The following is a 19,655-nucleotide window of genomic DNA, read 5'->3' as shown; positions in this document are numbered from 1 at the left end:
CTCAGTGCCCCCCGGGCTTGCCCACGCGCAGGCGCGGATCGACCACAAAGTACAACAAGTCCACGATCAGGTTGATGACCACAAAAATCAGCGCGATCAGGCACAAATAAGCCGCCATGACCGGGATGTCTGCGAACGTGACGGCCTGAATGAACAGCAAGCCCATGCCGGGCCACTGGAACACCGTCTCGGTGATGATGGCAAACGCGATCAAGCCGCCCAGCTGCAACCCGGTGATGGTGAGCACCGGCACCAGCGTGTTCTTGAGCGCATGACCAAAGTGGATGGCGCGGTTGGACAGACCGCGGGCACGGGCGAACTTGATGTAGTCGGTGCGCAGCACCTCCAGCATCTCGGCCCGCACCAGGCGCATGATCAGCGTGAGCTGAAAAATCGCCAGCGTGACGGCCGGCAGCACGATGTGATGCCACCCCTTGGCCGTCATCAAACCACTGGACCACCAGCCCATTTGCACCACGTCACCCCGGCCAAAGCTGGGGAACCAGCCGAGCATCACGGCAAACACCAAGATCAACAAAATGCCGATCAGGAAGGTGGGCAGCGACACGCCCAGCAGCGACACCGTCATGATGAGTTGGCTGGCCCAAGTGCCCCGACGCAAAGCGGCGTAGACCCCCATCGGGATGCCAATGACCAGCGCCAAGGTGGCCGCCACCAGCGCCAGCTCCAAGGTGGCGGGCAGTCGCTCGGCGATCAAGCGCGAGACCTTGGCCCCCTGACGCAGGCTCAGGCCAAACTCGCCTTGCACCGCATTAGACAGAAAGTGCCAGAACTGCACAAAAAACGGCTGGTCTAGACCCAGATCGGCACGCAGCATGTCGATCTGTTCTTTGGTGGCGTCTTGCCCCAGCAAAAACACCACCGGATCGCCCACATACTGGAACAGCAAAAACGCGATGAAAGCGACCGTGACCATGACGACCACGGCCTGGATCAGCCGCTGCAAGATGAAAGCGAGCATCAGTTGACCTTGATCAGCGACCAGTCGAGGCGGTTGTCAGGGCGATGCACCACGTCCACATTCTTCTTCATGGCCCAAGGAATCACCTGGTTGTGCAGCGGGATGTGCGCCACGGTGTCGTTTTGCAACTGCAAGCCTTCGGTCAGCAAGCGGTTGCGCACGGGCAAATCGGTCTCGGTTTTCACACGGTCCACGATGTAGTCCATGCGGGTGTTGCTGTAGCGGCCCACGTTGTAATTGCCGTCACCGCCCGTGCCCACTGAGCGCGTCAGGGACTGCAAACTGTAAAGCGCATCAAAAGTCGGCACACCCCAGCCCAGCATGTAGATGCTGGCTTCATAACGCTGGATCATCGGGAAATAGGTCACCAGTGGCAGGGTGCGCAGCTTGGCTTTCACACCCACCTTGGCCCACATGGCGGTGATGGCCTGGCAGATTTCTTCGTCGTTGATGTAGCGGTTGTTGGGGCAAGCAAAGTCCACCTCAAAGCCGTTGAGGTAGCCCGCCTCGGCCAGCAGCTTTTTGGAGGCGTCTTGCGAATAAGGGAAGCGCGTGTCCACAGCCTTGGTCCAGCCATTGACCTGCGGCGCCACCAAGGCACCTGTGTTTTGCGACAAGCCGCGCATGGTGACGCGCTGGATGGTATCCATGTCGATCGCCTGGTACAAGGCCTTGCGCACCTTCACGTCCTTGAGCGGGTTCTTGCCCTTGACACTGGAGCCCGGCAACTCTTCGCGATGCTGGTCCATACCCAGGAAAATGGTGCGGTTTTCAATCCCGTCGATCACTTTCAGATTGGGGTTGTTGCGCATGCGGCCCAGGTCTTGGGGACTCGGATCGAGCACAAAGTCGATCTCGCCCGACAGCAAGGCGGCGGCACGCGTGGCCTCGTTCTTGATGGGGGTGTAGATGATTTCGGTCACATTGCTGGGCACTTCAGACCAGCCCCACCAGTTGGGATTTTTCACCAACACCAGCTTTTGGTCAGGCTGCCACTCTTTGACCATGTAGGCGCCGCTGCCCATGGCGTTGCGGTGGGCAAAGTTTTCATCTTTGGTTTTGCCATCCTTGGGCTCAACCGACTTGTTCTTTTCAGCCCAGGCCTTGCTCATGATGCGCAGCTCGGTCAGCTGGTTCAGCAGCACCGGGTTGGGGCCGCTCAAAACGATGTCCACCGTGTTGGCATCGACCTTCACGATGCGGCTGAAACCCTGGGTGTAGACGTTGAAGTTGGAGGTCTTGGCACGGGCACGCTCCAGAGAAAACACCACGTCATCGGCCGTCAGGGCCGTGCCATCGCTGAACTTGACGCCTTTGCGCAAATTGAAACGGTATTGCGTGGCCGACATTTCTCTCCAGGACGTGGCCAGCTTGGGCTCGACCTTGAAGGTTTTGCTGTTGTAGTACACCAGCGAGTCAAAAATAGAGGCATGCACCCCATTGCCCAAGGCGTTGTTTTGCGAATGGATGTCGAGCGTGGGAATGTCGCTGGCGCTGGACCATTTGAACGGCTTGGCCTGCGCTGCGGCCGAAGTCAACCAGCCAGCCAAAGCCAAGGACACGGCCAAAGCCGTGGGCAACACAGTTTGCATACTCATTTTTTTCATCAAAACACCTCGGTGACAACAGTGGAGCAAACTGTGACTATGCAACATTTGGGCCCGTCACAGACAGAGGGAATTCCCCCAAACCGGTTGTCGCGCACAGGACTGGTGCACACCTCAATCCAGGCGGATGTCGCCATACCAGGCCCGCACCTGGCTGCGGGTGTTGTCAGAGTCGGTCATGATCGCAATGCCCAGCAAGGCACCAGGCGCTTCGCCAAATGCTTTTTCAAAATCTGCCCGGACATCGCGCTGGTACGACAGCCACTGCTTGAGCCGTTGCGCCCCCGACTCCACCACCAGTTTGCGCACACGGTCGGTGCGCGGATTGACGATGACCGCCCCCACCGGGCGGTGGTTGGCCCAGACGTACATCAAGGTGGCATAAGGCAGCGGCTCCCCGGTCAGGGCTTCGGTCAGGTCGCTGAGCATGGCATTTTTGGCGGAAAAACGGCTGCGGTCTCCCTCAAAAGCCAAAATCAAACGCACGGGAGAATCCTCTCGGTCTGCTTCGGTCATGTCCGCTTGCGCCATCAGATTGTCCACTTGCCAGTCAAATTGCAGTCGCCCCAGCTGATCGGGCGGAATGTGCACGCGCTGGCGCAAGTAGCTGGCCGACGATTGCGCATGGGCACTCAGGGCCTCGCGCTGGCCGTGCTTTTCCAGACTGAAGGCGGTGCGAACCTTGCCGGGCAAGGTCACCGCCTCCCATTTCACTTTGTCCTTGGGACTGAAATGCAGGGGGCCCTTCTCCAAAGTCAACACTGCCGCAGCAGGCGGCTTGTCTGGAACGCCGAGGCTTGCGCAGCCAGACAACACGATCAGCCAACAAAAGCACCCGGCAACACGCGTCCACGCGCAAGAAAAAATCATGAATGACCTTTCAACTCCGATGCAAGACAATGGGGCCTCTACAACCCTGTGAATTTTCACCCTTTTCCGATTCGTTCTTCAGGAAATCTTCTCATGTTCAACCGTCGCCATTTGCTCCAGACCCTGGCCCTGAGCGCCGCCCCCGCAAGCTGGGCACAAGCCCCATCGGGTTTCCCGTCAAAACCTCTGAAAATTGTCGTGCCCTTTGGGCCTGGTGGTGTCGCCGACCTGACGGCGCGCGCGGTGGCACAAAAACTTTCCGTCTCTTTGGGTCAACCGGTGGTGATTGACAACCGCCCTGGCGCAGGCGGCATCGTGGCCGCCGAGATGGTGGCCAAGGCCGAACCGGATGGCCACAGTTTGCTGCTCATGTCCAACGGCACCGCCGTCAGCGCCGGGCTGTTCAAGGCCCTGCCTTTCAACCCGCGTACCGACTTCGCCCCCATCTCCTTGCTGGGCCTTTTTGACATCGCCATCGTAGTGCCCGAGTCATCGCCCTACAAAAGCCTGACCGAACTGGTCAGCTTTGGCCGTGCCAACCCGGGCAAGTTGAACATCGGCACCATCAACATCGGCAGCACCCAGCATCTGGCCGGCGAACTGTTTCGCACGCAGGCCAACCTGATCGCCCAAATCATCCCTTACAACGGCACCCCTGCGGTGATCAACGCCTTGCGCGGCGGGCAGGTCGATGCGGTGGTAGAGATTCTCGGGCCGCTCAAACCCCAGATCAACGCCAAGGCGGTTCGGCTGCTCGGCGTCATGGGGGCCAACCGCCCCAAAGACATGCCCCAAATTCCGGTGGTGCGCGAACTGTCTGGTCTGAGCAACTTCAATGTCTCATCCTGGAACGCCCTGGCCGCCCCCGCCAAGACACCCAAGAACGTTGTCGATCGCCTGCAAACCGAACTTGCCAAAATTCTGGCAGAACCCGAAATGGTTCAACGCCTGGCCGGCTTCAACGTGCAGGCCCAATCGAGCACCCCCGGGCAATTGGCCCAATTGCTGGACAGCGACATCAAGCGCTGGACAGAGGTGATCCAGAAAGCGGGCATTCCGCAGCAATAAGCCTTTGTTTCGTTGACCCGAGCGCCCCGTACAAGCCCATCACGTCACATCGACCGGGCCCGGGGCTGATGCCCCTGGCACCCTGTCGGTTTTGGGCGTACAACAAAAAACCCACCGTGTTGCCACGGTGGGTTTTTGACTTTTAACTCAAGCTTGCTTGCGCAAGCCGGAAATTAGAAGGAGTGAGCAATACCCACGTCGAATGAACGCAGTGTGGTGTTGTCTTTGCCGTCAGCAGCAGTGCCGGTGTTGTTCTTGCGTGTTTGCGAAGCGATGTCGCTGTACAAGAAAGTGCGCTTGCTCAGGTCGTACTTGACGCCGATACCGAACTTGGTGTCGTCTTGTTGACCAGCAGCACCGTTGCCGTTCCAGCCGCTGTAGCCCACGCGCAGGGTAGCAGCGCCGAATGGCACAGTAGCGCCGACAGTCCAGTTCTTGATTTCGCCGTCAGCAGCGACAGGGCCTGTGGCGCCGTTGCCGGAGTTCACAGCAGAAGCTGGAGCAGCGAAGGTACCAGCAGCAGCGCGCTCAGCGGCTGAACCACCTTCGACCAATGCGTAGCTGGCGAACAACTTGGCCATGCCCAGGTTGTAGTTACCATAGACTTGAGTGATGGTGTCGTTGGCGCGGTTGCGCTCGTTGCCCAGACCCACAACCAGAGGACCGTTGGCGTAAGTGGCGTTGATCGACTGGTGAGTCTTGGAAGCCACACCGGCAGTCACGACTTTTTTAGGCGACATGCTGGCCGACAGTGTCAGGCCACCGAAGCTGGGGGATGTGTACCACACGCCCTGGTCGATACGGCCTTCGCCACCAGCGGCGTAGTCGGTTGCGAAACCAGCAGCGTACACGCTACCGGCCACGGTGGTCACGCCCCATGGGTCAGAGTTGCCGCCGTTAGGCAATTGCAATGCGGTCAGGCCACGGCCCAACATGACGGTACCGAAACCACCGGTCAAACCGACGCGTGTCTCACCTTGGAACAAAGGACGTGTATTGCCGCCTTCAGTGGTGCCCGATGTAGGGTCGAAACGCATTTGTGCATTGGCCAGAGCCTTCAGGCCACCGCCCAGGTCTTCGGTCACGCCGAAAGCCACGCGGTTGTTGTTGCCTGCAGTCACGGAATTCTTGGCGGCACCAACAGCGGCCTTGTTCACGTTCTTGAAGCCGACGTCCAAAACGCCAGACAAAGTCACGGTAGATTGAGCGAAAGCACCAGTGGCGGCCAAAGCAGCCAGAGCAATCAGAGATTTTTTCATTGCAAGTTTCTCCAAGGTTAAAAGGGCCCGAATCAGTTGGATGAACACCACCCTTGTGACCCCAAGCCAACCTCCCAATCAGGAAGTTGATGCTATTCCACCAGACGCACCAGACTTCGCCAAGACATTCGGGAAAGAAAAGGGCTTTTCGTTGCAACGATGCAACACACCCCGGGACTTACCCTTGAAGCGCGTCACCTGCGCTTTGTGAAGACTCATTTTCCCCATGAATTCAAACACTTTTTGGTGTGTTTTAAATTGCCACTTCCTCATAAGTTGCACTGCTGAACAGCCACGCCGGACATTCCCCCCACAAAAGGGTGAATCCAGCCTCCTCCGTGTCCGACGCGTCATCTTGATTAAACTGCCTGCATGATGAATGCCCTGATATTGGCTGCCGACAGCGCCTTGCGCACGCTGTGGGCCGAGCCTCGCGCCAGCCGCCCCAACCCAGCCGCATCGGTGGCGGAGTTGGCGCTTGACGACGCGGGCCGTCGCCAGTCTGCAGCGCTGATGCGCATCAACCATGTGGGTGAAGTCTGTGCGCAGGCGCTGTACACCGGACAGGCTTTGGCGTGCCGTGACCCGGCTTTGCGCGCCCAACTGGCTGCGGCCAGCCGTGAAGAAACTGACCATCTGGCCTGGACGCGGCAGCGGCTGCATGAACTCAATGACCGGCCGTCGCTGCTCAATCCTGTTTGGTATGCCGGTGCGTTTGCCATCGGTTTGGCGGCGGGCAAACTGGGTGGGGATCAAGTCAGCTTGGGTTTCGTGGTCGAGACCGAACGCCAGGTCGAGGCGCACCTTCAAAGCCACATGGACTTGCTGCCTGCAGCCGACACGGCTTCCCGTGCGATCGTGGCGCAAATGAAGGCCGACGAAATGGCCCACGCCCAAATGGCGCAAAAAGCCGGTGCGGTGGAATTACCTGCCCCAGTCAAAACCTTGATGACATGGGCCGCCAAGGTGATGACGACCGTGGCGCACCGGATTTGAAATGCGGTACAGCACTGGCCACGGACAGAGACGAGGTTACTGAATGGCACGGCTCGGGCTGCGGCCAGCACGCCACCCGGCCACCCAAGGCCTAGATCCGGGCAGCGCTCTTGCGACCATTCCGATCAGGCAAGAACCTCCATCCGAAGGTCTTGAATTCAGTTCACATCTACCAACTCAAAACTGGTGGTGATCTCGGCAGATTTGCCCAACATGATGCTCGCTGAGCAGTATTTGTCGTGGCTCATGGCAATCGCCCGTTCGACCGCACTGGCAGACACGCCTTTGCCGGTGACCGTGAAGTGCATGTTGATCTTGGTGAAGACTTTGGGGTCCACCTCGGCGCGCTCGCTGCTGAGCTGGACACTGCAGCCACGCACGTCATGGCGACCTCGCTTGAGGATGAGCACCACGTCATAGGCCGTGCAGCCGCCTGTGCCCGCCAAAAGCATTTCCATGGGGCGGGGTGCCAGATTTTGGCCACCGTTTTCAGGTTTAGCGGCATCGGGCGCGCCATCCATGGCGACCATGTGGCCCGAACCGGTTTCCGCCAAAAAACCCATGCCGGAGCGGGTACCGGCCGCGCCTGTCCAGGTGACTTTGCATTCCATGGCTGTTGTCCTTCCAATTAAAGAGATGCCTGTTGATCAATCGTTGACATGCTGTCGATGTTACCCAAGCGCTCCTCACTTTGCGGCAAAGCTTCAGGCGCGAACCGTTGAGCGTTGAGCGTTGAGCGTTGAGCGTTGAGCGTTGGGCGTTGGGCGTTGGGCGTTGGGCGTTGGGCGTTGGGCGTTGGGCGTTGGGCGTTGGGCGTTGGGCGTTGGGCGTTGGGCGTTGAGCGTTGAGCGTTGAGCGTTGAGCGTGGGACGTGGGGCGAGGGGTTTGGGCGTGTCCTGAAAGCGTCCGCATTTGCAGGGGCAACCGGGGTGACGCCAGAACCTGCGGCCAAAAGTCTCGCACGGCTTTTGCGGTTTTTTTCATTTTGAAACACATCGCGTGCTGCAACGCAACAAAAACACCTTTACAATTGCGAACAAGCGTGCTTTTTTGGTGCGCACCGTTTGTCTCCTCCACCCTCTGAAAAGGTGGATTTGCCCCAAGCCGCAAGGTTTGGGGCATTTTTTTTGCCCGTTATCATCCAAGTCACCCTTTTTAGGCGATGCGGCTTGCACGCGTCGCGCCGGACATGACCACCCCACACCTCAAACCCGCCGACTACCTGATCAAGATCCTGAACGCCAAGGTCTATGACGTGGCCACCGAATCCGCCCTGGAGACGGCCCAGAACCTGTCGCGCCGCTTGGGCAACCAGGTGCTGCTCAAGCGCGAAGACCAACAACCCGTGCACAGCTTCAAGCTGCGCGGGGCTTACAACAAGATGGCACACCTGACGCCCGAGCAGCTGAAAAAAGGCGTGATCTGCGCCTCGGCAGGCAACCATGCGCAAGGCGTGGCCCTGAGCGCCAGCCGCCTGGGCACCCGCGCCGTGATCGTCATGCCCACCACCACGCCACAGGTCAAGATCGATGCGGTCAAAGGTCTGGGCGGTGAGGTGGCACTGTTTGGCGACAGCTATTCCGACGCCTACAACCACGCCCTGAGCCTGCAGAAAAAACAGGGCCTGACTTTTGTCCACCCGTTCGACGATCCGGAGGTGATCGCAGGCCAAGGCACGATCGCCATGGAAATGCTACGCCAGCACCAAGGGCCGCTGGATGCGGTGTTTGTGGCCATTGGCGGCGGCGGCCTCATCAGCGGCGTGGCCAATTACATCAAGGCGGTGCGCCCCGGCGTCAAAGTCATCGGTGTGCAGATGAACGACTCGGACGCCATGATCCAGTCGGTCAACGCCAAAAAGCGCGTGACGCTGCCCGACGTGGGCCTGTTTTCGGATGGCACGGCCGTCAAACTGGTGGGCGAAGAGACCTTCCGGGTGTCGCGCCAGCTGGTGGACGAATTCATGACGGTGGACACCGATGCGGTGTGCGCGGCCATCAAGGACGTTTTTGTGGACACCCGCTCCATCGTGGAACCTGCGGGGGCCTTGGCTGTGGCGGCCATCAAGCAGTATGTGGCGGCACACAAATGCAAGGGCCAGACCTTTGCGGCCATTTTGTGCGGTGCCAACATGAACTTTGACCGGCTGCGCTTTGTGGCTGAACGCGCCGATGTGGGCGAGGAAAAGGAAGCCCTGTTTGCCGTGACCATTCCGGAAGAGCGCGGCAGCTTCAAGCGCTTTCTGGAGCTGATCGGCAGCCTGCCCGGGGGGCCGCGCAATGTGACCGAGTTCAACTACCGCATGAGCGACTCGGATCAGGCCCATGTGTTCCTGGGTCTGAGCACCCACGGCAAAGGCGAAAGCAGCAAGATCACGGCCAAATTCAACAAACACCAGTTCAAGGCGATTGATCTGACGCACGACGAACTGGCCAAGGAGCACATCCGCCACATGGTGGGCGGGCACTCGGCGCTGTCGCAGGACGAACGCCTGCTGCGCTTCGAGTTCCCCGAGCGCCCCGGTGCCTTGCTCAAATTCTTGAGCCTGATGCGCCCGGGCTGGAACATCAGCCTGTTCCATTACCGCAACCAGGGTGCCGACTACGGCCGCATTCTGGTGGGCCTGCAGGTGCCGCCCAAAGACGACAAGGCCTTTGACAAGTTTTTGCAGGCGCTGGGATACCCCTATGCGGAAGAAACAGACAACCCGGTTTACCGCCTGTTTTTGCGTGGCTGAACCGGCGGCTGCGTGGGCATGGGATCCGCGCAGCGCTTGCACATTCAGGCCTTAGAAAGGACTGCCATCCTGTTTTCTGGGCTGGCACCCACGCTGTAAAAAAACGGGTAAAAATATTTTTACCCGTCATGACCTCGGAATCAACCGGCAAAAACGATCAGCGAGGTTCCGTTTCGGGCAAATCCAGAACCAATTGCGCACCGGACGACTTCAACTTCGCCTGTCTGCGGGTCAAGGACAGAAGTGTCCAGCCTTCATGCACCGTTTGGCCCACACGGTAGGGCCGAGGGGGGAGGCCATCCACGGCAATCAGTGCGCTGCCTTGTCCGGAGGACGAGGCCAAAACGCCCAGCAATTTGAACTGGTTGTTGACTGGGGAAACCCGAATCACTGCCGCATGACCCAAGGCAAGCGCCACAAAGGAGGTCGAGGGCCCCCGAGACTCGGCGGCAGCCACCGACACCGCTTGTACCGGGCGTGTCTGCGACGCTGTCAATTGAACGCCCCAATAAAAAACACTGGCAGCAACACCGGCCCACACCGCTGCCGTGAGTGCGCCAGGCCACCAGGTTTTGTACATTTGCGAAGACAAGGGACTCAAGGACATCCTCAGATTATGATCGAAGCCATGCAAACCCAAGCCTTATCCCAAGCCCGCCGCCAACGCGGCTTTACCTTGATCGAACTCATGGTGGTGCTGGCCATCATTGGCGTGCTGGCCGCGCTCATCGTGCCCAATGTGCTCGGTCGTGCCGACGACGCCCGCATCACCGCCGCCCGCACGGATGTGGGCAATCTGATGCAGGCGCTCAAGCTGTACAAACTGGACAACCAGCGCTTTCCGAGCAGTGCACAAGGCCTGAACGCCCTCATCCTCAAACCCACCACCGAACCCGTGCCCGGCAACTGGAAGCCGTATTTGGACAAATTGCCCAACGACCCTTGGGGACGCCCTTATCAGTACATGAACCCCGGCATCAAGGGCGAAGTGGACGTGCTGTCCTTTGGCGCTGACGGTCAAGCCGGCGGTGAGGGCAACAATGCGGACATCGGCAGCTGGCAATAAACGTTGCAGCGGCCAAGCCCGGGGCTTCACCTTGCTGGAGCTGCTGGTGGTGGTGGCCCTGATCGCGGTGGCCACGGCTGGCGTGGGCTTTTCTTTGAGGGACAGCGCCGACAGCGCCCTGGAACGTGATGCCGAACGGTTGGCCGCGCTGCTGGAAACAGGTCGCGCCCAAGCCCGTGCCAACGGTCTGCCCGTGGTCTGGCGACCCGTCGAAAGCGCAGGAAACGCTGGGGCGCAAAGCTTTGTTTTTGATGGCCTGCCACCGCCGGGCCTGCCCAGCGCCTGGCTGGCCGAGACCACGCGAGCCACGCCCGGCTTGGCCATCACGCTGGGGCCCGAGCCCCTGATCGAGCCCCAATCGGTGGCCCTGTCCAGCCTGCAGTCGCCTGACAAAACCTTGTGGGTGGTGAGTGATGGCCTGCGGCCTTTTCGGGTGCAAAACCAGCGCGCACCAGCGGAGCGGGCACCATGACAAATTGCAGACACACCGTCAGGTCATGCCTGAACACGCGCCAGCGGCCATGGCTTTCGCCCAGGGTCGGCCGCCACGCACAGGCAGCGGGCTTCACCCTGATCGAAGTGCTGGTGGCCTTGGGCATCACGGCGGTCGCGCTCATGGCGGGGCTGCAGGCCACCGGCTCGCTCAGCCGCAATGCCGAACGCCAGACCGTGAGCATGCTGGGTCAGATCTGCGCCGACAACGAACTCATCGCCCTGCGCCTGCGCAGACAGTTGCCGGACACCGGCAACAACACCGTGGAATGCACCCAGGCCGGGCGTTTGCTGCAAGTGGAGTTGTCGGTGCGCCCCACGCCCAACCCCAACTTCAGGCGTGTCGATGCGCGGGTGCTGGACCAAGGCGAGTACGTGCTGCAAGTGTCCACCGTGATGGGGCGCAACTGATGGCTCGCCTCATTGTGACCCCCGGTCCATCGCCTGCACGCCTGGCAACCGGCGGCCCCCCACCACCACGCGGCTTCACCCTGATCGAGGTGCTGGTGGCCATCAGCGTGATGGCCTTGATGAGCCTGATGGCCTGGCGCGGACTCGATGGCATGTTGCGCACGCAAAGCAGTCTGCAAAGTCGATCCGACGAAATCCGCACCCTGCAAGCAGGCTTGGCGCAATGGCAGACCGACCTGGACCAATTGGCCGAATTGCCCGGCACACCCAGCTGGGGCTGGGATGGCCGGGTGCTGCGCCTGACACGCCGCACCGCCGAGGCACCGGCCACTGCGCCGCAAACCATGGCCTTGCCCAGTGTGCGCGTGGTCGCCTGGACTTGGCGCAGCGATCCGGGACGGCCTGGCGGTGGCGACTGGCAGCGCTGGCAATCGGCCCCCTTGACGCAACGGCAGGACTGGCAAACTGCCTGGGCTCTGGCACAGCAATGGGGCCAGACGCCCGATGACAACACCCGCGCCGGACACATCCAGATTCACCCCTTGTCTGGCTGGCAATTGTTTGTGCACCGGGGCGGCAGCTGGACCCACCCCTTGTCCAGCGACGCGGTGACCAGCGGCCCACCCGCGCCCGGCAACGAGGCCCCTTCCCAGACGCAAAGCGGCACCACACCCGATGGCGTGCGCCTGATGCTGACGCTGCCCCCCGGCCCCGCAGGCTCAGGCACACTGAGCCTGGACTGGGTCCGACCCACCTTGTCTGGCACACCCTCATGAAGCCGGTCGCCCACACCAGGCCCCTTGGGCTTCGCGCGTTGCGCGAGCGCTCAGCCTGGCCACAACGGGGGGCCGCATTGCTCACCGCCATGCTCACCGTGGCCCTGGTCGCCACACTGGCCAGTGCCGCGCTGTGGCAGCAATGGCGGCAAGTGGAGATCGAGATGGCCGAGCGCGGACGCAGCCAGACCGCCTGGATGATGACGGGCGCGCTCGACTGGACGCGGCTGATCCTGCGCGAAGACGCGATTTCTGCGCAAGGCGCGGGTGCCGACCACTTGGGCGAGCCCTGGGCCTTGCCCGTGCAAGAGTCCAAACTGTCCACCTTTTTGTCCCAGGACCAGCAATGGCGCGAGGGCGATGCCGAAGTCTTCTTGTCGGGCCAGATCACCGACGCACAGTCACGCATGAACGTGATGAACCTGATCGAAGATGGGCAGGTGTCAGCGGCCGCACTGGCCCGCTTTGCGGCCTTGTTTGAGCGACTCAACCTGCCCCTGGGCGAGCTGCAAAACATGGCGCGGCAACTGCAATCCGTACGCCAAACCGCCACGCAAGCCACGGCAGCCGACAACGCGACCACCGCTTCAGGCCCAACCAGCGCAGACCTGCCCTTGATGCCCCAGCAAACCACCCAACTGGTCTGGCTCGGTCTGAGCCCCCGCACACTGGCGGCCTTGCGGGCGCACATCACCGTGCTGCCCGAGGCCACGCCTGTGAACCTGAACACCGCATCGGCCGAAGTGCTGTCGGCCAGCGTGCCGGGCCTGAGCCTGGCCTCGGCTCGTCAAGCCATTGAGCAGCGCCAGCGCGGCCACTGGGCCAGCCTGAACGCCGCCCAGCAAGCGCTGGGCCCGGCCGGACGCCTGCTCGATGAAAAACAGCACAGCGTACAAAGCCGCTACTTTGAAGTGCTGGGGCGCATGCGCATCGACAACGTGGTCCAGCAAGAAACAGCCCTGGTGCGGCGCGAAGGCAACCAAGTGCGCATGTTGTGGCGGGTCAAAAGCCCCCAGCACAGTCACACTGCCCCTCTACAATGATCCGCACATGCGCACCCTGATCATCCAACTGCCACCGGGCTTGCCCAGCCCCACAGGGGCTTACCCCCATGCGCTGGTCCCGGCCGATGGCGCCGACCGTCCTTTGGCCCTGCAATGGGCTGCCGCCAGCTTGCTGCCCGCAGCCGACCGACAAACCGAAACCGTGGCCCTGGTGCCTGCCGTCGCGCTGTCCTGGCACCGGGTGGACCTGCCCCCCGGTCTGCACAAACAACCGGCCCGCTTGCAGGCAGCCTTGCAAGGTCTGCTGGAAGACCGGCTGCTCGACGAGCCCGGCCAATTGCACCTGGCACTTCAGCCTGGGTGGAAAGACACACCGCGCCCCTGGGTGGCCGTGTGCGACCGAGCCTGGCTGACCGCCCACCTGCAAGCCCTGGAGCAAGCGGGCCTGACGGTGCACCGCATCGTGCCCGAACTGTCGCCGCCCACCGCCAACGACAGCCCCTTGCAAGTGACCGCACTGGGCGATGCCGACACCGGCTGGCTGTGGGTATGCCACCCCGAGCGCGGGGTCTGGGGCCAGCCCCTGCAAGCCTTGCGCGCCACGGACGCACAAGCGGCCACGGGCCTGTCTGCACAGGAACGCCAAAACGCCCTCATCCAGTCCGAACCCGGTGCGGTGGCCCTGACCACCGAATGGATGGGGACCGCTGCGCGGCTGATGCCCCCCGCACGGCACTGGCTGGCGGCCATCGCCACCGACTGGGATCTGGGGCAATTTGAACTGCGCGCCAACGCCCGCATGCGCCAATTCAAAAACTGGCAACGCGGTGCCAGCCACTTATGGCACAGCCCCGCCTGGCGTCCGGTACGCTGGGGTTTGTGGTGCCTGCTGGCCAGCCAATTGATCGGGCTGAACGCCTGGGCCTGGAAAACCCGCGCCGACTGGCAAACCCAGCAAAACAGCTGGGCCCTGATGCTGCGCGAAACCTTTCCGCAAACCCAGGTCGTGGTCGATGCCCCCTTGCAAATGGCCCAACAGGTCGAACGGCTGCGCCAGACCTCGGGCCAACTCGGTGCGGGCGACCTGGAACCGATGCTGGCCGCCTTGGGCCAAGCCATGCCACCCGGGCTGACTGCCCCGCGCCAATGGACCTACCAACCGGGCCAATTGCGGCTGCAAAATTTCAACCCTGACGCCACCGCACAAGAGACTCTGCAACAAAGCCTGACGGCCAGTGGTTACCAATGGCGCGCCGAAGGCGATGCCTGGTTGATCCGCTTGCCGCCCGCCGCCGAGGTCAAACCATGAACACCCCATTGACATGGTGCCAAGCGCTGGCCCCGCTCCAACAAGCCTGGAAACAACGCAGCCCGCGCGAGCAACGGCTGCTCGGTGGGTGTGCCGTGCTGGTGCTGCTGGCCAGCGTGTGGAGCCTGGCTCTGGCACCGGCGCTGCGCACCTGGCAAGAAGCCCCGGAACGGCAGGCCCGCCTGGATGCCCAAAGCCAGAGCATGCGGCAACTCCAGGCCCAGGCCATCGACCTGCAAAAACCCCGTGCAGTCCCCCGCAACGAGGCGGCCCTGTGGCTGGAGAAAAATCTGGCCGAATTGGGACCGAACGCCAAAATCAGCCTGCAAGGCGAACGCGCCACCCTGAGCCTGGAAGCCGCCCCCGCCGACGCCCTGGCCCTCTGGCTCAGCCAGGCACGCGAAAGCGCACAGGCCTTGCCCCTGCAAGCCCAATTGCAACAAAACACCGCGTCAGCGCCACAAGGTGCCAACGGATCCGCCAAAAACCGGACCACACCTGGCCCAACCGCAGCGAGCGTGGCACCACCGGCCACCGCTGGCGAGACCGTGTTGTGGCGCGGCAGCTTGGTGCTGCGTCTGCCATGAACACCACACCACACGCCTTGCGCCACGCGCCGCAACGACGACAGCAGGACGCGCGGGGTGCCGCGCCACGTCCGACCTGGTGGCACGCCTGCGCGGGGGCCTTGCTCGGCTTGTGCATCGCCTTGCTCATCTGGGCTCCCGCAAGGTGGTTGGCCTGGGGCGTGGCACAAGCCAGTCAGGGACACGTGCAATGGCTCAACCCCCGGGGCACCGTGTGGGCCGGGTCCGCCCAAATGGTGCTCAGCGGCGGCAGCGGCAGCCGTGACCAACAAGCCCTGCCGGGTCGCCTGCACTGGACGCTGGCCCCCCACTGGACGGGCCTGCAGCTGAGCTGGCGAGCCGACTGCTGCATGGACGCGCCGACCCAACTGAACGTGCAACTGGGCTGGAACACCTTGCAAGTGCAAGCGGACGACCACCGCTCGCAGTGGCCCGCCGCCTTGCTCAGCGGCCTCGGTGCGCCCTGGAACACGCTGCAAGCCGAAGGCCAATTGCAGTGGCGCAGCGAAGCGCTGCAACTGCACTGGGCACAAGGCCGCCTGCAAATGAAAGGCCTGGCCGAACTGACTGTGCTGGACCTGTCATCGCGGCTGAGCCCTCTCAAACCCGTGGGCAGCTACCGCATTCAACTGTCGGGCACGCCCGAAGGCACCCCCACCCCCCGCCTGGAACTGAGCACACAGCAAGGCCCCTTGATGCTGTCGGGGCAAGGCCAATGGGTGGGCGCACGCCTGCGCTTCACGGGTGAAGCCAGTGCGCAAGAAGGTCACGAAGCCGCTTTGGCCAATTTGCTGAACATCCTGGGCCGCCGTCAAGGCGCGCGCAGCCTGCTGTCCCTGGGATGAACCCGACTCCACCGTTTGACGCCATGCACACCCTGAACGCCCCCCTTTCGATTGCCCCACCAACCACTTTCTGCATGACCCCCTTTTGCGGGTCTTGGCGTGCGTTGGCGCTGGCCTGCCTGACCGCACTGAGTCCCCTGGCACAGGCACAGTCCAACCCGGGCGCGGCCCCAGCGCCTCACCCGAACACCTCGAAAACCCTGCGCAAAGAGCCCGTCACACTCAACTTTGTGAACGCCGAAATCGACGCGGTAGCCCGGACCTTGGCCACCTTGTCGGGCTACAACGTGGTGGTCGACCCCCGCGTCAAGGGCACCATGTCCTTGTCCAGCAACCTGCCGGTGCCCCCGGCCCAGGCACTGCGCCTGTTTGCCGCACAACTGCGCACGCAAGGCTTTGCCATGGTGGAATCTGCCGGGCTGTACACGGTGGTGCCCGAGGCCGAAGCCAAACTGCAAAGCAGCGCGGTGTCTGCCGGTGGTCAGGGTGCGGGCAGCGGACAAATCGTCACCCAAATCTTCAAGCTCAACCACGAAAACGCCAACAACCTGGTGCCGGTGCTGCGCCCGCTGATCAGCCCCAACAACACCATCAACGTCAATCCGGGCACCAACGCCTTGGTGATCACCGACTACAGCGACAACCTGCAGCGCCTGGGCCGCATCGTGGCCGCGCTGGACGTGGCCAATGCCACCGGTGTGGAGGTCATTCGCCTGAAACACGGCATCGCAGGCGACCTGGCCCCCATGGTGCAACGCCTGATCGATTCGGGCGCAGCAGCCGGGGCCCCGGCTGCACAGGGCCAGTCGGACACCTCATTCAAAACCACCGTGCTGTCCGAAGTGCGCACCAACGCCCTGATCGTTCGGGCGGCCAACCCGGCTCGCGTGGCCCTGGTGCGCAGCCTGGTGGAGCAACTGGACCAACCCAGCGCAACCGGTGCGGGGGCGGCCAGCGGCAACATCCATGTGGTGTACCTGAAGAACGCGGACGCCACCAAACTCGCCACCACCTTGCGCGCCGCCATCGCCGGTGACGTGCGCAGCAGCGCGGGTGCCCCCATCAGCACCCTCAGCACGCCCACAGCAGGCAGTGGCGGGACAGCCGGGGCCAGCACGGCATCGGCCCAGCCTGCCACCGGCGGCCAGATCCAGGCCGATCCCGCCACCAACGCCCTGATCATCACCGCGCCCGAGCCGCAATACCGCCAGCTTCGCAGCGTCATCGACATGCTCGATCAGCGCCGCGCCCAGGTGTTTGTGGAAAGTCTGATCGCTGAAGTCAGCGCCGACAAAGCGGCCGAGTTTGGCGTTCAGTGGATGAGCGGTACCGGCACCAATGGCAGCACCGTGGGCCTGCTGGGCACCAACTTTGCAGTGGGCGGCACCAATCTGCTGGCCTTGGCGGCCAACGCCGCCACCGGCAGCTACGCCGCCTCCACCGGTCTGAACGTGGCCTTGGGACAGCAACGCAACGGGGCGCTGGCCCTGGGCGCGCTGGCCCGTTTTCTGCAATCGAATGGCGACGCCAACGTGCTTTCCACGCCCAATTTGCTGACGCTGGACAACGAAGAAGCCAAGATCGTGATCGGCCAAAACGTGCCCTTCATCACCGGTCAGTACACCGCCAACAACAGCAACACCGGCGCAGTCAACCCGTTCCAGACCATCGAGCGCAAAGACGTGGGCCTGACGCTCAAGGTCAAGCCCCAGATCAGCGAAAACGGCACGGTGAAGATGCAAATTTTCCAGGAAGTCAGCAGCATCGACACCAAAAGCGCGTCCACCGCTGGCCCGATCACCAACAAGCGCTCCATCGAAACCCATGTGCTGGTCGACGACGGCTCCATCGTGGTGCTGGGCGGCCTGCTGCAAGACGACACCAACAACAGCCAGGAAAAAGTGCCCGGCCTGGGCGACATCCCATTCTTTGGCAACCTGTTCAAGGCCGAGGTCCGCAACCGCAAGAAAACCAACTTGATGGTGTTCCTGCGCCCGGTGGTGGTGCGCGATGGCGCGGCCACCGAAGCCTTGTCGCTTGGCCGTTATGAACAAATGCGACTGAACCAGCAAGGCTTCCAGCCACCAGCCACAGGCCCCTTGCCCGTCACCGGCTCGGCGGTCTTGCCTTCATGGAGCAGCGCAGGCAAACCGGGTACCAGCCCCACCAGCCCCACTGGCACGGCCACAACACCTGCCGCAGCCCCCGCTCGCCAGCCCTGAACCCCGACAGGCTCCCCATGCGTTACCCCTTGCCCTATGTTTTTGCACGGACCCACCGCTTGCTGCTGGAAGACGATGGCCACCGCCTGAACCTGAGCCTGTGCGAAGACAGCGACCGCTCGGCTCTGTCCGAAGTCACGCGCAAATACGCGGCGCAAGGCTTGCAGATGCAGCACAGCGCCCCCGCCGACTTGGCGCAACGCATCCACCAGGCTTATTCGGGCGGGCAAGCCAACAGCGCCTCCACGGCCGCTGCCGTGGTCAGCGAAGTCGAGTCCGAAGCCGACCTCTCGCGCATGATGCAGGACCTGCCTGCGGTCGAAGACCTGCTGGAAGCCAGCGACGACGCGCCCATCATCCGCATGCTCAACGCCCTGCTCACCCAGGCCGCACGCGACGGGGCCAGCGACATCCACATCGAGCCGTATGAACGCCATTCGAGTGTGCGTTTCCGCATCGACGGCACCCTGCGCGAAGTTGTACAACCGAACCGGGCGCTGCATGCCGCATTGATTTCGCGCCTGAAAATCATGGCCGAACTCGACATTGCCGAAAAACGACTGCCGCAAGACGGCCGCATCAGCCTGCGCCTGGGCAGCCGTGCGGTCGATGTGCGCGTGTCCACCCTGCCCAGCGCCCATGGCGAGCGCGCCGTGCTGCGCTTGCTGGACAAAAGCGAAGCGCGCCTCACGCTCGAAGCCGTGGGCATGCAAGGCCATGTGTTGCAGCAGGTGGACCACCTGATCGGCCAGCCGCACGGCATCTTGCTGGTCACCGGTCCCACCGGCTCGGGCAAAACCACCAGCCTGTATGCCGCCTTGCAGCGGCTGGACGCCACGCGCAACAACATCATGACGGTGGAAGACCCCATCGAATACGAGCTGCCGGGCGTGGGCCAGACCCAGGTCAACGCCAAAATCGACCTGACGTTTGCCAAGGCCCTGCGCGCCATCTTGCGGCAAGACCCGGACGTGATCATGATCGGTGAGATCCGCGATTTTGAAACCGCGCAGATCGCCATCCAGGCCTCGCTGACCGGCCACCTGGTGCTGGCCACGCTGCACACCAACGACGCAGCCAGCGCCGTCAACCGCCTGATCGACATGGGCGTGGAGCCGTTCTTGCTCAGCTCGTCACTCTTGGGCGTGCTGGCCCAGCGCCTGGTGCGCAAGCGCTGCACCGCCTGCCACGGCGCAGGCTGCGAGGCCTGCGGCCACACCGGCTATGCCGGGCGCACCGGGGTGTTTGAGCTGCTGGTGGCCAGTGACGAGATCCGCGCCCAGATCCACAACCGCGCCGCCGAAGCCGAGCTGCGCGCCACCGCCCTGGCCCAAGGCATGGTGCTGATGCGCGACGACGGCCAGCGGCTGGTCAATGCGGGCATCACCAGCGCCGAAGAGCTGCTGCGCGTGACGCGCGACTGA

General features: G+C 62.6%; 19 protein-coding genes. 13 read left to right on the top strand and 6 right to left on the bottom strand.

Annotated features, from left to right (window positions below):
- Position 1 precedes the first annotated feature (1 nt).
- The 3 genes from B9Z47_RS02970 to B9Z47_RS02960 all read right to left on the bottom strand — a co-directional run bounded on the left by B9Z47_RS02970 (position 2) and on the right by B9Z47_RS02960 (position 3,459).
- Positions 2 to 982: an ABC transporter permease gene (locus tag B9Z47_RS02970; protein ID WP_108329725.1), complete on the bottom strand. Its 981-nt coding sequence runs from the start codon at positions 980 to 982 to the stop codon at positions 2 to 4.
- A complete protein-coding gene (locus B9Z47_RS02965) occupies positions 982 to 2,580 on the bottom strand; it encodes an ABC transporter substrate-binding protein (RefSeq protein ID WP_108330057.1) in 1,599 nt (532 codons plus the stop codon). The genes B9Z47_RS02970 and B9Z47_RS02965 overlap by 1 nt, the downstream gene beginning before the upstream one ends.
- Before the next feature lie 123 nt (positions 2,581 to 2,703).
- Positions 2,704 to 3,459: a DUF3047 domain-containing protein gene (locus tag B9Z47_RS02960; protein WP_108329724.1), complete on the bottom strand. Its 756-nt coding sequence runs from the start codon at positions 3,457 to 3,459 to the stop codon at positions 2,704 to 2,706.
- A gap of 93 nt (positions 3,460 to 3,552) precedes the next feature.
- Here B9Z47_RS02960 and B9Z47_RS02955 point away from each other — a divergent pair, with 93 nt between their 5' ends.
- Positions 3,553 to 4,527 carry a tripartite tricarboxylate transporter substrate binding protein gene (locus B9Z47_RS02955; RefSeq protein ID WP_108329723.1) on the top strand — a complete coding sequence of 325 codons (975 nt, stop codon included), beginning with the start codon at positions 3,553 to 3,555 and terminating at the stop codon, positions 4,525 to 4,527.
- A gap of 173 nt (positions 4,528 to 4,700) precedes the next feature.
- On the opposite strand, the gene B9Z47_RS02950 is transcribed toward B9Z47_RS02955, so the two are convergent.
- Positions 4,701 to 5,786: a porin gene (locus tag B9Z47_RS02950; protein ID WP_108329722.1), complete on the bottom strand. Its 1,086-nt coding sequence runs from the start codon at positions 5,784 to 5,786 to the stop codon at positions 4,701 to 4,703.
- 372 nt (positions 5,787 to 6,158) lie between these two features.
- Here B9Z47_RS02950 and coq7 point away from each other — a divergent pair, with 372 nt between their 5' ends.
- Complete coding sequence (coq7, locus tag B9Z47_RS02945) at positions 6,159 to 6,782, top strand: 2-polyprenyl-3-methyl-6-methoxy-1,4-benzoquinone monooxygenase (RefSeq protein WP_108329721.1); 624 nt, start codon at positions 6,159 to 6,161, stop codon at positions 6,780 to 6,782.
- 158 nt (positions 6,783 to 6,940) lie between these two features.
- Here the strand turns inward: coq7 and B9Z47_RS02940 are convergent, their stop codons facing one another.
- Positions 6,941 to 7,393: an OsmC family protein gene (locus B9Z47_RS02940; RefSeq protein WP_108329720.1), complete on the bottom strand. Its 453-nt coding sequence runs from the start codon at positions 7,391 to 7,393 to the stop codon at positions 6,941 to 6,943.
- 578 nt (positions 7,394 to 7,971) lie between these two features.
- Here B9Z47_RS02940 and ilvA point away from each other — a divergent pair.
- Positions 7,972 to 9,519: a threonine ammonia-lyase, biosynthetic gene (gene ilvA / locus B9Z47_RS02935; protein ID WP_108329719.1), complete on the top strand. Its 1,548-nt coding sequence runs from the start codon at positions 7,972 to 7,974 to the stop codon at positions 9,517 to 9,519.
- Between the two features lie 157 nt (positions 9,520 to 9,676).
- On the opposite strand, the gene B9Z47_RS02930 is transcribed toward ilvA, so the two are convergent.
- On the bottom strand, positions 9,677 to 10,126 hold the full coding sequence (locus B9Z47_RS02930; protein ID WP_146185747.1) for a general secretion pathway protein C: 450 nt from the start codon (positions 10,124 to 10,126) through the stop codon (positions 9,677 to 9,679).
- Between the two features lie 21 nt (positions 10,127 to 10,147).
- On the opposite strand from B9Z47_RS02930, the gene gspG reads away from it, so the two are divergent.
- The 10 genes from gspG to B9Z47_RS02880 all read left to right on the top strand — a co-directional run bounded on the left by gspG (position 10,148) and on the right by B9Z47_RS02880 (position 19,655).
- A complete protein-coding gene (gspG, locus tag B9Z47_RS02925) occupies positions 10,148 to 10,585 on the top strand; it encodes a type II secretion system major pseudopilin GspG (RefSeq protein WP_108330056.1) in 438 nt (145 codons plus the stop codon).
- Positions 10,560 to 11,057, top strand: coding sequence for a prepilin-type N-terminal cleavage/methylation domain-containing protein (locus B9Z47_RS02920; RefSeq protein WP_108329717.1), 498 nt, complete (start codon positions 10,560 to 10,562; stop codon positions 11,055 to 11,057). Before gspG ends, B9Z47_RS02920 begins: the two co-directional genes overlap by 26 nt.
- Positions 11,054 to 11,488, top strand: a complete 435-nt coding sequence (gene gspI, locus B9Z47_RS02915) for a type II secretion system minor pseudopilin GspI (RefSeq protein ID WP_233253621.1) — start codon at positions 11,054 to 11,056, stop codon at positions 11,486 to 11,488. Before B9Z47_RS02920 ends, gspI begins: the two co-directional genes overlap by 4 nt.
- Entirely contained in the window at positions 11,488 to 12,264 is a 777-nt protein-coding gene (locus B9Z47_RS02910; RefSeq protein ID WP_108329716.1) for a type II secretion system protein J, read from the top strand. Before gspI ends, B9Z47_RS02910 begins: the two co-directional genes overlap by 1 nt.
- Positions 12,261 to 13,307: a type II secretion system minor pseudopilin GspK gene (gspK, locus tag B9Z47_RS02905; RefSeq protein WP_108329715.1), complete on the top strand. Its 1,047-nt coding sequence runs from the start codon at positions 12,261 to 12,263 to the stop codon at positions 13,305 to 13,307. The genes B9Z47_RS02910 and gspK overlap by 4 nt, the downstream gene beginning before the upstream one ends.
- A gap of 7 nt (positions 13,308 to 13,314) precedes the next feature.
- Positions 13,315 to 14,577, top strand: coding sequence for a type II secretion system protein GspL (gene gspL, locus B9Z47_RS02900; RefSeq protein ID WP_108329714.1), 1,263 nt, complete (start codon positions 13,315 to 13,317; stop codon positions 14,575 to 14,577).
- Positions 14,574 to 15,164, top strand: a complete 591-nt coding sequence (gene gspM, locus B9Z47_RS02895) for a type II secretion system protein GspM (protein WP_158271609.1) — start codon at positions 14,574 to 14,576, stop codon at positions 15,162 to 15,164. The genes gspL and gspM overlap by 4 nt, the downstream gene beginning before the upstream one ends.
- Positions 15,161 to 16,009, top strand: coding sequence for a type II secretion system protein N (gene gspN / locus B9Z47_RS02890; RefSeq protein ID WP_108329712.1), 849 nt, complete (start codon positions 15,161 to 15,163; stop codon positions 16,007 to 16,009). The genes gspM and gspN overlap by 4 nt, the downstream gene beginning before the upstream one ends.
- 74 nt (positions 16,010 to 16,083) lie before the next feature.
- Positions 16,084 to 18,231, top strand: coding sequence for a type II secretion system secretin GspD (gene gspD, locus B9Z47_RS02885; protein ID WP_108330054.1), 2,148 nt, complete (start codon positions 16,084 to 16,086; stop codon positions 18,229 to 18,231).
- 17 nt (positions 18,232 to 18,248) lie between these two features.
- On the top strand, positions 18,249 to 19,655 hold the full coding sequence (locus B9Z47_RS02880; protein WP_108330053.1) for a GspE/PulE family protein: 1,407 nt from the start codon (positions 18,249 to 18,251) through the stop codon (positions 19,653 to 19,655).

The sequence above is a fragment of the Limnohabitans sp. 2KL-1 genome (genome assembly GCF_003063435.1).
In the GTDB taxonomy this organism is placed as follows: domain Bacteria; phylum Pseudomonadota; class Gammaproteobacteria; order Burkholderiales; family Burkholderiaceae_C; genus Limnohabitans_A.
The sequence above is the reverse complement of the archived record's forward strand: the minus strand, read 5'-3'. Positions and strand labels throughout refer to the sequence as shown.